The 13,528-nt window shown below is 68.7% G+C and carries 11 protein-coding genes; 6 read left to right on the top strand and 5 right to left on the bottom strand.

Going from position 1 to position 13,528, the window contains the following annotated elements:
- Positions 1 to 76 precede the first annotated feature (76 nt).
- From LC490_RS02060 to LC490_RS02050, 3 genes are all read left to right on the top strand, one after another.
- Positions 77 to 547: a hypothetical protein gene (locus LC490_RS02060; protein WP_223619132.1), complete on the top strand. Its 471-nt coding sequence runs from the start codon at positions 77 to 79 to the stop codon at positions 545 to 547.
- A 130-nt stretch (positions 548 to 677) separates the two neighbouring features.
- Positions 678 to 3,227, top strand: a complete 2,550-nt coding sequence (hrpB, locus tag LC490_RS02055; RefSeq protein ID WP_223619131.1) for an ATP-dependent helicase HrpB — start codon at positions 678 to 680, stop codon at positions 3,225 to 3,227.
- A gap of 213 nt (positions 3,228 to 3,440) precedes the next feature.
- On the top strand, positions 3,441 to 3,815 hold the full coding sequence (locus tag LC490_RS02050; RefSeq protein WP_031374121.1) for a hypothetical protein: 375 nt from the start codon (positions 3,441 to 3,443) through the stop codon (positions 3,813 to 3,815).
- Positions 3,816 to 5,043: 1,228 nt separating this feature from the next.
- Here the strand turns inward: LC490_RS02050 and LC490_RS02045 are convergent.
- Positions 5,044 to 6,144: a hybrid sensor histidine kinase/response regulator gene (locus tag LC490_RS02045; protein ID WP_031373934.1), complete on the bottom strand. Its 1,101-nt coding sequence runs from the start codon at positions 6,142 to 6,144 to the stop codon at positions 5,044 to 5,046.
- Positions 6,145 to 6,385: 241 nt separating this feature from the next.
- On the opposite strand from LC490_RS02045, the gene LC490_RS02040 reads away from it, so the two are divergent.
- Together LC490_RS02040 and LC490_RS02035 are read left to right on the top strand one after the other, a co-directional pair.
- Complete coding sequence (locus tag LC490_RS02040; protein WP_223619130.1) at positions 6,386 to 7,339, top strand: aldo/keto reductase; 954 nt, start codon at positions 6,386 to 6,388, stop codon at positions 7,337 to 7,339.
- Positions 7,340 to 7,441: 102 nt separating this feature from the next.
- A complete protein-coding gene (locus LC490_RS02035) occupies positions 7,442 to 8,407 on the top strand; it encodes a DMT family transporter (RefSeq protein WP_223619129.1) in 966 nt (321 codons plus the stop codon).
- A gap of 85 nt (positions 8,408 to 8,492) precedes the next feature.
- Here LC490_RS02035 and LC490_RS02030 read toward each other — a convergent pair whose 3' ends face one another.
- On the bottom strand, positions 8,493 to 10,262 hold the full coding sequence (locus LC490_RS02030) for a hypothetical protein (protein WP_223619128.1): 1,770 nt from the start codon (positions 10,260 to 10,262) through the stop codon (positions 8,493 to 8,495).
- A gap of 290 nt (positions 10,263 to 10,552) precedes the next feature.
- Here LC490_RS02030 and LC490_RS02025 point away from each other — a divergent pair, with 290 nt between their 5' ends.
- Positions 10,553 to 10,954: a hypothetical protein gene (locus tag LC490_RS02025; protein WP_223619127.1), complete on the top strand. Its 402-nt coding sequence runs from the start codon at positions 10,553 to 10,555 to the stop codon at positions 10,952 to 10,954.
- A 7-nt stretch (positions 10,955 to 10,961) separates the two neighbouring features.
- Here LC490_RS02025 and LC490_RS02020 read toward each other — a convergent pair whose 3' ends face one another.
- From LC490_RS02020 to LC490_RS02010, 3 genes are all read right to left on the bottom strand, one after another.
- Positions 10,962 to 11,495, bottom strand: coding sequence for a pseudouridine synthase (locus LC490_RS02020; protein WP_031373929.1), 534 nt, complete (start codon positions 11,493 to 11,495; stop codon positions 10,962 to 10,964).
- Between the two features lie 73 nt (positions 11,496 to 11,568).
- Positions 11,569 to 12,453, bottom strand: coding sequence for a class I SAM-dependent methyltransferase (locus tag LC490_RS02015; RefSeq protein ID WP_031373928.1), 885 nt, complete (start codon positions 12,451 to 12,453; stop codon positions 11,569 to 11,571).
- 69 nt (positions 12,454 to 12,522) lie between these two features.
- Positions 12,523 to 13,527 (bottom strand): LysR substrate-binding domain-containing protein, encoded by a 1,005-nt coding sequence (locus LC490_RS02010; RefSeq protein WP_081931320.1) that lies wholly within the window; start codon positions 13,525 to 13,527, stop codon positions 12,523 to 12,525.
- Position 13,528 lies beyond the last annotated feature (1 nt).

The following is a 13,528-nucleotide window of genomic DNA, read 5'->3' as shown; positions in this document are numbered from 1 at the left end:
CGGCGGATTCACGACCGTAGCGACGCGGCGTTATGCCCTTCGAAGGCGGCCGGGCGGTCGCCATGGGGAAATCGCAATGCGCATCACCTCGACGATCTTCGCGCTGGGGCTGGCGTCGCTGCTCGCCTGCCTGCCGGCGTCCGCACCTGCCGAATCCAAGCCCAAGTACGACTTTCCGAAAGCGACTTTCGACGGCGGCAACTACGGTCAGGCCGGCTGGAGCATCCAGCTCAAGCGCAGCGGCCCCGGCCAGGTCGTATTCGATCTAGCCCTTCCGCGCGGCGTCCGCGCCGCCCACAGCACCCTGACCTCGGTCAAGCCCGAGCCGGGTCCGCTGGAGCTGACCGCCCAGTACGCGCTGTCCGGCAAGCAGAGCATCGCCGGCGAGCAACAGGAGCTTCTGGTCATGCTCACCGCCAGCCCGAAGGACAAACCCTGCCAGGACACCAAGCGCAAGAAATACAGTCAGGCGATCCTGGTGTTCATCGGCGATATCGAGGACGGCGGCCGGCTGTTGTACGGCTGCGGCGAGTTCGCCAAGGACTGAGCCGTACCCAGGTTCGTCGTAACGCCGAGGAATACCGGCGCGGCCGCGGCGTCGTCGCGCGCGGGCGTGCTCGCGGGGCGGTTGCGTCGATCGCGCACGCATCGGCGCCGCGCACCGTATCCTTGCGCGCGTGAACGCCGCCGAATTCCCGATCGATTCCCTGCTGCCGTCGATCCGCGACAGCCTCGCCGCGCATCCGCGCCTGGTCCTGGAAGCGCCGCCCGGCGCGGGCAAGACCACCCAGGTGCCGCCGGCCCTGCTCGATGCGCCGTGGCTGCAGGGCCAACGCATCGTCATGCTGGAACCGCGCCGCGTCGCCGCGCGCGCCGCCGCGCAGTTCATGGCGCGGCAACGCGGCGAGGCCGCCGGCGAAACCGTCGGCTACCGGATCCGCTTCGAGAACAAAGTCTCCGCGCGCACCCGCATCGAAGTGGTCACCGAAGGCATCCTGACCCGGATGATCCAGGACGACCCCAGCCTCCAAGGCGTCGGCGCCCTGGTGTTCGACGAATTCCACGAGCGCCATCTCGCCGCCGACCTCGGCCTGGCGCTGGCGCTCGACGTGCAGGCCTCGCTGCGCGAGGACCTGCGCATCGTGGTGATGTCGGCGACGCTGGACGGCGAACGGCTGGCCCAGTTTCTCGATGCGCCGCGCCTGAGCAGCGCCGGGCGCAGCTATCCGGTGACGATTGGGCACTACCCGGCGCGGCGCGAGGAAAAACTCGAACACCAACTGCGGCGTGCGGTCGAGCACGCCCTGCAGCAGCATCCCGGCGACGTGCTGGTGTTCCTGCCCGGACAGCGCGAGATCGCGCGTGCCGATGCCGCCCTGGCCGGCAGCGAGGCGCTGCGCGGCATCGACGTGCTGAGCCTGCACGGCGAACTGCCGGTCGAGCAGCAAAGCCGGGTCCTGCAGCCCGATCCCGACGGCCGCCGCCGGGTCGTGCTGGCGACCAACGTCGCCGAGTCCAGCGTCACCCTGCCCGGGGTGCGCGTGGTGATCGACGCCGGCTTGGCCCGCGAGCCGCGCTACGACCCCAACAGCGGCTTCTCGCGCCTCGACGTGGTCGCCATCGCCCAGGCGTCCGCCGATCAGCGTGCCGGCCGTGCCGGCCGCGTCGCCGAAGGCTGGGCGTATCGCTTGTGGCCGGAATCGCAACGCCTGGAACCGCAGCGGCGCCCCGAGATCGCCCAGGTCGAACTGGCCGGGCTGGCGCTCGAACTCGCTGCCTGGGGCGATGCCGGCCTGCGTTTCGTCGATGCGCCGCCGGGCGGGGCGATGGGCGCGGCACGCGAACTGTTGCTGCGGCTCGGCGCGCTCGAAGCCGGCCGCGGCGATGCGGCGCCGACCATCACCGCGTTCGGCCGGCGCATGCTCACGCTCGGCACCCATCCGCGCCTGGCGGCGATGCTGCTGGCGCCCAGCGATGCGCGCGAACGCGCCCTGGCCGGCGACCTGGCCGCCTTGATCGAAGCGCGCGACCCGCTGCGCAGCGGTGGCGACGCGCTGGCCGCGCGCTGGCAGGCGCTGGCCGCGTTCCGCCAGGGCCGCGCACCGGCCGATGCTTCGCGTTCGGCCTTGGCCGCGCTCGACCAGGCCGCCAAGCAATGGCGCCGGCGCCTGCGTGTCGACGCGACACCGCCGACCCAGGTGCCCGCGCACGCGCTCGGCGACCTGCTGCTGCATGCCTTCCCCGACCGCATCGCCCGCCAGCACCCGAGCGACCCTTACCGCTATCAGCTCGCCAACGGCCGCAGCGCCAAGTTGTTCGACGACAGCGCGGTCTACGGCGAACCGTGGCTGGTGATCAGCGAGCTGCGCGACGACCCGCGCGATGCGCGCGTGCTGCGCGCCTCGCCGCTCGACGAAGCGCGCCTGGAGCGCGAGTTCCCGCAGCGTTTCGTCAGCGAGGACCGGGTGGTCTGGGACGCCGCCGCGCGCGCGATCGCGGCGGTGCGCGAGCGCCGCTACGACCGCATCGTGCTCGACAGCCGTCCGCTCGCCAAACCCGATCCCTCGCGTTACGCCGATGCCCTGGTCGATGCGGTGCGCCAACTCGGTCTCGACGCGCTGCCGTGGACCGGCGGCCTGCGCCAGTGGCGTGCGCGTGTGCGCTGCCTGCGCGAGTGGATGCCCGAGCTGGCCCAGGGCGACAACGCGCTACCGGACCTGTCCGACGAGGCCTTGATGGCCGGTATCGACGACTGGCTGAAGCCGGCCTTGCGCGGCAAGACCCGCCTCGATGCGCTCGACGAGGGCGCGTTCGGCGAAGCCCTGCGTTCGCTGTCGGACTGGTCGTGGCGGCAACGGCTGGACGCACTCGCGCCGACCCGCATGGTGGTGCCGTCGGGGATGGAGCGCGCCATCGACTACGCCTACGACGAGCATGCCGCCGATGGACGTGGCGCCGCCGTACCACCGGTGCTGGCGGTGAAGCTGCAGGAACTGTTCGGCCTGGCCGATACGCCGCGCATCGCCGAAGGCCGCGTGCCGCTGACCTTGCACTTGCTGTCGCCGGCCGGGCGGCCGTTGCAGGTTACCCAGGACCTGCGCGGTTTCTGGGAGCGCACCTACCCCGAGGTCAAAAAGGAAATGAAGGGGCGGTATCCCAAGCACCCCTGGCCCGACGATCCGTGGACGGCGACTGCGACCCACCGGGCCAAGCCGCGCGGCACCTGAGCACAGCGGCGTCGCACAAGGCGCCGATGCGTCAACCGCGATGAGCGAGGTGTGTTGGTCATGGGTTGGCTGTGCAAGGGCTATGTATCGGCCGAAGTCGTCGATACCGCGCCGTATTCAGCCGGCAGCCGGTCCGACGCGACTGCGCTCACAGAATTTCAACGGTTCCGCGTCGACACTGGAGTCTGTTTCTCTCGTCACAGGATCGACACGATGAGCAAGTTCACTTCATTCCCGGAGCGCGCACTGGAGCTGGTGTCGTCGGTCGGCGATAACATCAAGCAGCATGTGCCCAAGGCCGGCCAGTGGTTGGAGACGGGCGTCAAGCTGGGCGCACTGAAGACCGGTGCCCGCACCGCCGGCGGTTTCATCCGCCGCAACCCGGTGATCGCGGTCGCCGCCGTGGCCGGCGCCGGCCTGCTCTGGTACGCCGCCGCGCGCCGCAAGGCGAAACAGCAGGCCGAAGGCGACCCGATCGAAGGCAGCGCCCGCCGCATCGATGCGCGCCGCGCCGATAGCAACGGCAGCGCCTCGCGCCGCAAGTCGGGCACACGCAAGGCGGCGAGCGAAGAAAGCGCCAGCGAGTAAGTCGTCGGGCTGGTGGACTAGGCCGAGTGATAGGGCATCGGCGTGTGGTTGCGCCGTGGCCGGATTGCGAATGTAGTCGCTTGAAACCGTCATACCCCGAGGCCGGCGCGCTAGCGCCGGCTTCGTTCGTTTGGGGCATGCCGAAGGTGGTCGCGTGTTTTCGGTTTCGCCTAGCGGCTTCGGGAGCCTAAGGGGTAGGAACGGCGCGAGCCGCGACCGCGATGTGACGGTCTAGCGGCGCATCAATCGGATAAAGGCCGAAGCAAAATTTCCGTCCGCCGCTTTAGTGGCGAAAGCTTTAGGCGTTTGATCTTATTTCTTTAAGAAGCCAGCGCAAGAGCAGAGCTTCCGTCCGCTGACGCGGCCGGGTTACTTTCTTTTGCTAAGCCAAAAAGAAAAGTAACCAAAGAAAAGGGCTCTCCTTGCAAGGGCACAGGCCACGAGTGCGCAGCTAGCGCCGGGATTTTTCGATAGGACATCCTTGTCCTATCGAAAAACGGCGCAGGTCCTGTGCGTCGCCCTCCGGGTCTCCGGTGTTCTCGCGGTTCGGGACTGCGCCAAGCTTTCACAGCAACAGCAACAGTTGCCATGCTCTTAGGGTAGGAGCGGCGCGAGCCGCGACCGCGAATCTACGGCTGCCAGCGCGGGCGATTGTGGTTGCGCGGTCGCGGCTTGCGCCGCTCCTACCCTTTGAACCGTCATAGCTGCAGGGATGCTGTTGCTATGCGTCGCAAAACACTAGCGAAGGCAACAGAAGACCCGGAGGGCGGCCTGCATGGATGCAGGCCGTTTTTCATCGGGACAAGGATGTCCCGTATGAAAAATCCCTGCGATTGCGCCGCTCATGCGGGCCTGTGATTCAAAGAAAAGCAACTTCTTTGGTTACCTTTCTTTTGTTGCTTATGACAAAAGAAAGTAACCCGCCGCTTTAGTGGCGGAAGCATTTAGCGTTTGATCTTGATCTAAATCTTGCTTGAGTGGTACGCCGCGAGATCGAAACAACGTTGTCGCGACTTGCGTCGCTCCTACCCCCGCGAAAGCACGCCGCTTCGATGAACGACTTTGGCATTGTCGTCTTTGCGCGTCCCGCGGTCGCGGCTCACGCCGCTCCTACACACGAGGAGGAACGGCTTCGGGCAACGCCATCTGCGTTGATCCTTCTGCGCATCCCGCGGTCGCAGCTCGCGCCGCACCGACCCCGAGCCCCAGACGCCGGCCCGAGAGCCGACTACTCCGGCGCGGCTTCCGGCAACTCGATGATGAAGCGCGAGCCGCCGTTCTTGCGTTCCTCGTACCAAAGCTGGCCGCCGGCGTTGACCACGATCTGTTTCGCCAAGGACAAGCCCAAGCCACTCGACAGGCCGTCGTCGACGTCGTCGTCGTGCAGGCGCACGAAGGGCTTGAACAGTTCGCGCTGGCGCGCCACCGGGATGCCGGGGCCGCGGTCGGCGACGATCAACTGCCAGAAGCCGGGGGCGCTGTTGCGCGCGGCCAGCAGCAGGTCGCTGTTCGGGGCGTACTTCATCGCGTTGGTGACCAGGTTCTCGCTGACCTGGCGCAACACGCGCGGGTCCATCGCCACTTGCGCGGTGCCGTGCGGCGGCGGGGCGATCTCGACGCGGATGCCGCGTGCGTCGAGTTGCATCTCGTAGCGGCGCACCAGCCAGCCCAGGGTTTCGCTGAGGTCGGCGCGGCCCTGCATCGCGCCGTGCTCGCGCGTGCCGGCCTGGCTTTCCAGGTAATGGCGGATGTAGCCCAGCGCGTCGTCGGCGCTCTCGTGGATCATCTGCAGGTAGCGCGGCACGCGTTCGGGCTTACAGCCGTTGTGCAACAGCAGGTCGCTGGCGAACAGCACGCTGGTCAGCGGGTTCTTGAGGTCGTGGGCGACCAGGTTGACCAGTTCCTCGCGCTCGCGGGCGACGCGCTCGAGGCGGTCGCGGGTCAGCTTCAGGCCGACATGGGCGTTGACCCGCGCCAGCAGCTCTTCGGGCAGGAAGGGCTTGGTGACGTAGTCGACCACGCCGGCATCGAAAGCGCGCAGCAACAGGTCGCGGTCGTGGGCGGCGGTCACGAACACCACCGGCACGCGCAGCGGCGAGTCGGCGCGCAACGCGGCCATGACTTCGAAACCGTCCATGCCCGGCATCATCACGTCGAGCAGGATCAGGTCCGGCGGCGATTCGGCGTACAGGCGCAGGGCCTCGTCGCCGGTCGAGGCGGACACGACCTCGTAACCCTGGCGCGAGAGCAGGGCGGTGACGACGCGCAGGTTCGCAGCCTGATCGTCGACGACAAGAATCCGGCCCGTGGAAGTCGCGGCAGTGCTCATACGTCCTTGGAATCCCCTAGGGCGGATATTTCACGCTGAATTCGCATAAATGAACCGCGAGGAAACGGTCGAAAGTTAACAGAAACCTTCACATAAAGGCGGGGTAAAAAGCCGAAAAGCTGAACAGTTCACAGCCCCTGCGACAACCCGCCGCGCTCGGCAACGCGGCGTTGCAGATTCGGTGATGCCACGGTCGAATGCGGCGGCGCATCATGGACGCTCTTCGATTAAGGAATCCGCAATGAGCCTGCGACCGCTCGGCCGTTCATCTCTGTCGGCGGCGCCGCTGGCCTTCGGCGGCAACGTGTTCGGCTGGAGCGCCGACGAGGCGACCACCTTCGCCCTGCTGGACGCGTTCACCGAAGCCGGCTTCGGCCTGGTCGACACCGCCGACGCCTACTCGGCCTGGGTGCCCGGTAACGCCGGCGGCGAGTCGGAGACCCTGATCGGCCGCTGGCTGGCCCAGGGCGGCGGCCGTCGCGAGCGCATCGTCATCGCCACCAAGGTCGCCAAATGGTCGCAGCGGCCCGGGCTGTCGCCGGCCAACATCCAGGCGGCGGTCGAGGACTCGCTGCGCCGCCTGCGCACCGACCGCATCGATCTCTACCAGGCCCACGCGGACGACCCGAAAGTCCCGCTCGAAGACACCCTGGGCGCGTTCGCTCGGCTGATCGAGCAGGGCAAGGTCGGCGCCATCGGCGCCTCCAACTACTCGGCCGCGCGCCTGGCCGAGGCCCTGGACGTCGCCGAACGCCACGGCCTGCCGCGCTACGAAACCCTGCAGCCGCACTACAACCTCTACGACCGCGCCGTGTACGAAGCCGAGCTGGAGCCGCTGGTGCGCGAGCGCGGGCTCGGCGTCATCAATTACTACGCCCTCGCCAGCGGCTTCCTGACCGGCAAGTACCGCAGCCGCGCCGATCTCGACAAGAGCCGCGCGCGCGGCGGCGCGGTCGCCCGTTATCTCGACGGACGCGGCCTGCGCATCCTCGCCGCACTCGACGCGGTCGCCGCCGGCCAGCGCGCCACGCCGGCCCAGGTGGCCCTGGCCTGGCTGATCGCGCGGCCCTCGATCACCGCGCCGATCGCCAGCGCGACCAGCGTGGCGCAGTTGCAGGAGCTGCTCGCGGCGACGCGGCTGTCTCTGTCGGCCGACGAGATCGCCGCGCTGGATGCGGCCAGTGCCGAGGCCTGAGCGCTCTGCCATGATCGGCGCCGCCCGGGGCCCGCTGCTGCGCCGTGGTTCGATTCCGCCCGCCGCCGCCGTAGTCTTCCACGCCCCCAACGCCTGCCCGCCATGACTGCTGTATCTCCCGCCGTTCCCGTCGTCGCTCCGAACCGCGCCCGACGCCTCGGCATCGCCCTCGCCGCGAGCGGTGCGGTGTTGTTCTCGGCCAAGGCGATCCTGGCCAAGCTGCAATACCGCTACGGCGTCGATTCGCTCGACGTGCTGACCCTGCGCATGGCCTTGTCGCTGCCCTTGTTCGTGCTGCTGGGCATCCGCGAGACCCAGCGCGCGCGCCAGCGCCAGGCCTTGCCGTCGCGCCGCGACCTCGGCCTGATCCTGGTGCTCGGCGTGCTCGGCTATTACCTGTCCAGCCTGCTCGATTTCTGGGGCCTGGAGTACGTGCCGGTGTCGCTGGAACGGCTGATCCTGTTCCTCAACCCGACCATCGTGCTGCTGATCGGCCTGTTCGCCTACCGGCGCAAGGTCGCGGCCAAGGAGTGGATCGCTTTGGCGGTCAGCTACGCCGGCGTGGTCCTGGTGATGGTCGAGAACCTGCGCGTGCAGGGCGAGCACGTGCTGTTCGGCAGCGCGCTCGTGCTCGGCGCGGCGGTCAGCTATGCCTTGTACCTCGCCATGTCCGGCGAGCTGGTCAAGCGCATGGGTTCGCTGCAGCTGGTCGCCTACGCGATGGTGGTGTCGACCGCGGCGACCCTGATCCATTACCTGATCGCGCGCGACCCGAGCGGCCTGCTCGGCCTGCCGTGGCAGGTCTACGGCCTGGCGACGGCGAACGCAGTGTTCTGCACCTTCCTGCCGGTGACCTTCACCATGGCCGCGGTGGCCCGGCTCGGCGCCGGCACCGCCGCGCAGTTCTCGGTGATCGGGCCGGTGTCGCTGGTGTTCCTCGGCGCCTGGGTGCTCGGCGAGTCGATCACCGCGATCCAACTGGTCGGCACCGCGGTGGTGCTGGGCGGGGTGGTGCTGCTGTCGCGGCCGGGGGCTAACTCGGTGCCGGTGGCGCCAGACGGCAAATGAGCGGCGCGGCTGCGCGGGCTTGTATGGTCCGCAGACAAGAAACAGGCGCCTTGCGGCGCCTGTTTCGTTTGCTGCGGGGTAAGGCTCAGTGCGTGGCCAGCATCGGCTGGAACTGCGCCTGCTGGAACACGCCGCCGGAAAGGCAGGCATTGCTCTGCAGGGTCGCTAGATCGGCCTGGCGGCGGACCATGTCGCCGTAGTTGCGGACGGTCGAGCCAACCACCGGGTCGGCCATGTTGAAGGTGGTCGGGCTGGCCAGGGTGCCGTTGCCGATCAGGAACCGCGACAGCGTCGCCTGCGCGCCGGACGAACGCGGGCCGACATGCAGGAAGCTGGTGGTCAGGGTTTCGCGGCCGTGGCAGGCGTCGCAGGTGTTGAGCGAGAGCTTGTTGCGGGCGTTGTTGTTGACGATGCCGGGATGGGTCCAGGCCACCTGCGGGCTGGGGTTGCGCACCGAACCGGTCAGGAACGGCGTGCCCAGATAGCTCAGCGGCACCGAGTGCTGTTCGACCAGCACCTGCGCCTGGTTGGCGTTGACGTAGCTGGCGAGCAGGGTGCCGGCGTTGTTGAAGACGTGGTTCGGGGTTTGCTTGGCCGGCACGATGCCGAGCTGGGCGGTGGCGCGCACGATGTTGAACTCGCGCAGCTCCCAGGGGCTCTGCAGGAACTCGTTGGTGCGGATCTGGTTGATGGCGCTGCCGTTGGGCTTGCGCGGCGCGGCGTTGGCGCCGGTGAACTGGTCGGTGATCGCCTGCAGCGACGAGTTGTACAGCGACGAGCCCAGGCTCATCGAGCCCAAGGCGCCCCACTGCTGGGCGAAGCTGCGCACCGCCGGGCAGCCGTTGATCGGCACGCCGTATTCGAGGATCACGGTGAAGCGGTGCACGGTGCAGCTGCCGGTGGCGTTGCGGCGGATCACCCCGAACACGAAGCGTCCCTCGCCGGCGTTGCCGCCGCCGTAGCCGGCGTTGCCGCGCAGGTCGACGCGGTTGACGATCGCCAGCAGGCGCATCGGCGAACGGGCCAGGTCGAGCTTGCCGTTGCTCAGGCGCGGCCAACTGGCGAGCACCTGCGAATTGACCGAGGTGCGCGCCGGCACCACGAAGCTGTTGACCGTGGTCGAGGTGTTCCAGGTGCGGATCCAGTTCTCGACGAAGTCGGAGGGGTCCACGCCGGTCAGCGGCTGGTTGGCCATGTTGGTCATGAGCCGGTTGAAGGTCCAGGCGCCGTTCGGATTGCCGGCGTTGGTGCAGGCGTCGAAGGTGCGGGTCGGGTCTTCGACCACGGCCGGGTGGGTGACCAGCAGCGAGCGCTCGGGGCGCACGATCGCCGGCGGGCCGAGCAGCACGCCGCCGGGAATGCGGATGCGGGTGCGCGCGGCGATCTGTTCGCGCAGCTTGTCCGGCGGCAGGAAGCTGATCGGGCTGTCGCCTAGATGCTCGCGGCCGTCGAAGCTCGGCACCGTGGCCTTCTCTTCGGTGGCCAGCGCCTGGCGCAGTTCCTGTTCCTTGATCAAGCCGTCGAAGTCGAACGGAATCATGGCCCGGTACAGCTGCGGGTTTTGCTCGTCGCGCTGCAGCTTGACCGGCTTGTCGCCGACGTTGAACGGAATCTCGGCCGGCAGGTCCTGGCCTTTGACGTAGGTGAATTCCAGCAACGCATTGCCGTCGGGGTGGTCGTCGACCGGGGTGATGAAGCTGTCTTCGAGCACCGGCGGGGTCTGTTCGAACCCGGGCTCCTCGGCCGCGGCGACCCGGCCGACCGCGCTGTCGGCCGGTGCGGGATACGACAGATACGCGGCGGACGCACACAGCATCGCGCCGAAGCCGAACGAAATCGAACGCAGTCGTGTCATGGCTAGTCTCCCCCAGAGAGAACTTGGCTGGTGGCGCATCGGCCGGTCCTGGCACGCGCCCGTCACGGCACGCTAGAGGGCGCGGCGCCGTGTCGCCACGACAGACCCGGGATCAAACCGGGTCGATATCTCATGCGGCTTCGCGATTGGCCGCATGCTTGCGACGGCGGTCGCAGATCGGCGCGCAGCGAAGCGAATCCAAGCAGCAGGACGCCGCTCCTACCCTTAAGAGCGCCTCGCGCGGGACAATCTCCCGCCGCACGAATGCCGCACTACGTATCGGGACAGGAATGCAACGGATTTTGATCGCGATCGCCCTGGCCGCCGCCGGCGTGTTCGCTTATCTGCACTGGTTCGCCGCACCGGCGTCGGACTACCGCATCGCCGAGATCGAGCAGCGGCCGATTCCCAAGCGCGAGTTCTTCGAGCTCTGGCGCGAGACCGCCCTGGGATTCTGTCCGCAGGCGCGAGAGAACTACGGCCTGAGCCCGGCCGCCTGCGAGGACTACATGCGCGACAAGCACGCGCGCTGCGTCGCCGAAGCCGGCGCAGCTGCGCCGGCCGTGCTGTCGAGCAAGGCCGAATCGCGCCGGCATGCGCGGCCGTACCTGGACTGCGTGGTGCCGGGCTATTTTTGCAAGGGCGTGGAAGTGCGCGAACTCACCGAGGCCGCGCGGCACTGCCGCGACTGAGCGGTCCTCAGCGCGGGCTCCATTGCCCCGGCATCAGCCCGTCCAACCGATGCGGCCCGATCGCCACGCGCACCAGGCGCAGGGTCGGCAAGCCGACCGCGGCGGTCATGCGCCGCACCTGGCGGTTGCGGCCTTCGTGGATGGTGATCGCCAGCCAGGCATCGGGCACGGTCTTGCGGAAACGCACCGGCGGATCGCGCGGCCACAGCGCCGGCGCGTCGAGGCGTTCGACCTGCGCCGGCAGGGTGCGGCCGTCGTTGAGTTCGACGCCATCGCGCAAGGCGCTCAGCGCCTGATCCTGCGGATCGCCCTCGACCTGCACCCAATAGGTCTTCGGCTGTTTGTGGCGCGGGTCGGTCAGGCGATGGGCCAGGCCGCCGTCGTCGGTGAGCAGCAACAGGCCTTCGCTGTCGTGGTCCAGGCGACCGGCCGCGTACACGTCCGGCGGCAGGCCGAAGCCGGCCAAGGTGGGGCGCGGCGGCAGGCTGCGGTCGGTGAACTGACACAGCACGCCATAGGGTTTGTTGAAGGCGATCAGCACGCGGGCGGGGCCGGGCAGGGCGCGAGGCGGCGCGGGCCGCCTCGCGGTGTACTACGGCGCTGTGTCGGTGGACTCAGCGCGGCTTGCGGAAACGCAGGGTCATGCGGTCGCTTTCGCCGATGGCTTTGTACTTGGCCGCGTCGGCGGCCGCGTGGTCGTTCGACGGCGGCAGGGTCCACACGCCGTTCGGGTAGTCCTTGGTGTCGCGCGGATTGGCGTTGATCTCGCTCTTGGCCTCGAGCTTGAAGCCGGCCGCTTCGGCCATCGCGATGACCTGCGCCTGGCCGACGTAACCGCTCTTGTCGTTGGCCGACACGTCGGTCTTGGCGCGATGCTCGACCACGCCGAGGGTGCCGCCCGGCTTGAGCACGTCGAAGAAGCCCTTGAACATGCCCTCGGCCTGGTCGGCCGAACGCCAGTTGTGGACATTGCGGAAGGTCAGCACGACGTCGGCCGAAGCGGACGGGCCGAACGCCGGCTTGTAGCTGTCGTAGGCGGCGACCACGGCCTTGTCGAACTGCGCCGGCGCGCCGGCGAACTTGGTTTCCAGGTTGGTCTTGGCCTTGGCGTAGTACTTGCGCGCGCCGTCCTCGGACTGCGTGTCGGGGTCGACCACGGCGGCGACGTAGCGGCCGCGCTCGGACAGATACGGCGCGAGGATTTCCGCGTACCAGCCGCCGCCCGGGGTGATCTCGATGACGGTCTGGTCCGGACGCACGCCGAAGAACTGCAGCGTTTCCAGCGGATGACGGTAGGCGTCGCGGGCGACGTTCTTCGGGTCGCGCCAGCTGCCGGCGATGACCTTCTTGAGTGCGGCGTTGGCGGCCGGTTCGGCGGTCTTGGCGGCGCTCTCGGCGGCCTTGGCCTTGGCGGCGGGCTTCTGCGCGTGCGCGACCACGGCCAGGCCGGGCAGCAACGCGGCGAGCAACAGCAATCGGGCAGTACGGTTACGTTCCATGCAACGGACTCCGGTGGCATCGGACAGGGGGCGCCAGCCTACCGCAAGCGCCCTGCACAGGGGATGTGCTCAACGGCGCTTGCGGACGACCTTGGCGCCGCTGCCGGCGGGGCCGCTCGCGGGGCTGGCGGCGGGGCCATTAGCCGTCTTGGCGGTGCGTCCGTGGCGGGCGAGGTGATCGGCTTCCATCTCAGCGACGTAGGCCGTCGCCTGCTCGTGCAACCAGGTGCGGAACGAGCCGAGCCCGGCGTGATCGATCGAGCGCTGCGGGTACACCAGGTAATGGCCCCAATCGATCTGCAGCCGGCATTGGCTCAGCGGCACCAACTGGCCGTTCTGGATCAACAGGCGCGTGCGCGCCATGCGCCCCAGCGCGACGCCGAGGCCTTCGACCGCGGCGCGGTGCATGGTTTCGGAATCGTCGAAATGGGCGACGTAGCGGTTCGGCATCTTGCCGCCGTAACGCTCGAACCAGTCTTTCCAATACGGCGACAGGTCGCCGAGCAAGGGCCAGCGATGCAGGTCCTCCTGCGCCGGCAACTCGCCGCCCATGCGTTCGATCAGGGCTGGGCTGGCGACCGGGATCAGGGTCTCGTTGAACAGATGCTCGGTGACCAATCCCGGCCAACGCCCGTAGCCGCCGCGCATGGCCGCGTCGATGCCCGGCTCGCGATCGAAATCGACCACTGCCGCGGACGAGAACAGATTGAGTTCGAGCTGCGGGCAGCGGGCGACGAAGCTGCCGAGCCGCGGCACCAGCCAGGCCGAGGCCATCGAGGCCATCAGGCTCAGGGTCAGCACCTCGTCGCGGCGCGGGCTGTAGGGGCGCAGGGCATGGTCGAGCGCATCCAGGTGCGGTGCGACCACCGACAGCAGCCGCTCGCCGTCGGCGGTCAGCCGCACTCCGCGCGGCCCGCGCTCGAACAGGCGTCGGCCCAGCCGTTCTTCCAGGGTGCGGATCTGGTGGCTGAGGGCGCTGACCGTCAGGTTCATCGAATCGGCGGCGCGGGTCAGGTTGCCCGTGCGCGCAGCGGTCGCGAAGCCCAGCAGCGCATGCAGCGGCGGTCGATTCATC

The sequence above is a fragment of the Lysobacter sp. ESA13C genome, assembly GCF_019970005.1.
In the GTDB taxonomy this organism is placed as follows: domain Bacteria; phylum Pseudomonadota; class Gammaproteobacteria; order Xanthomonadales; family Xanthomonadaceae; genus Lysobacter; species Lysobacter antibioticus_B.
The sequence above is the reverse complement of the archived record's forward strand: the minus strand, read 5'-3'. Positions and strand labels throughout refer to the sequence as shown.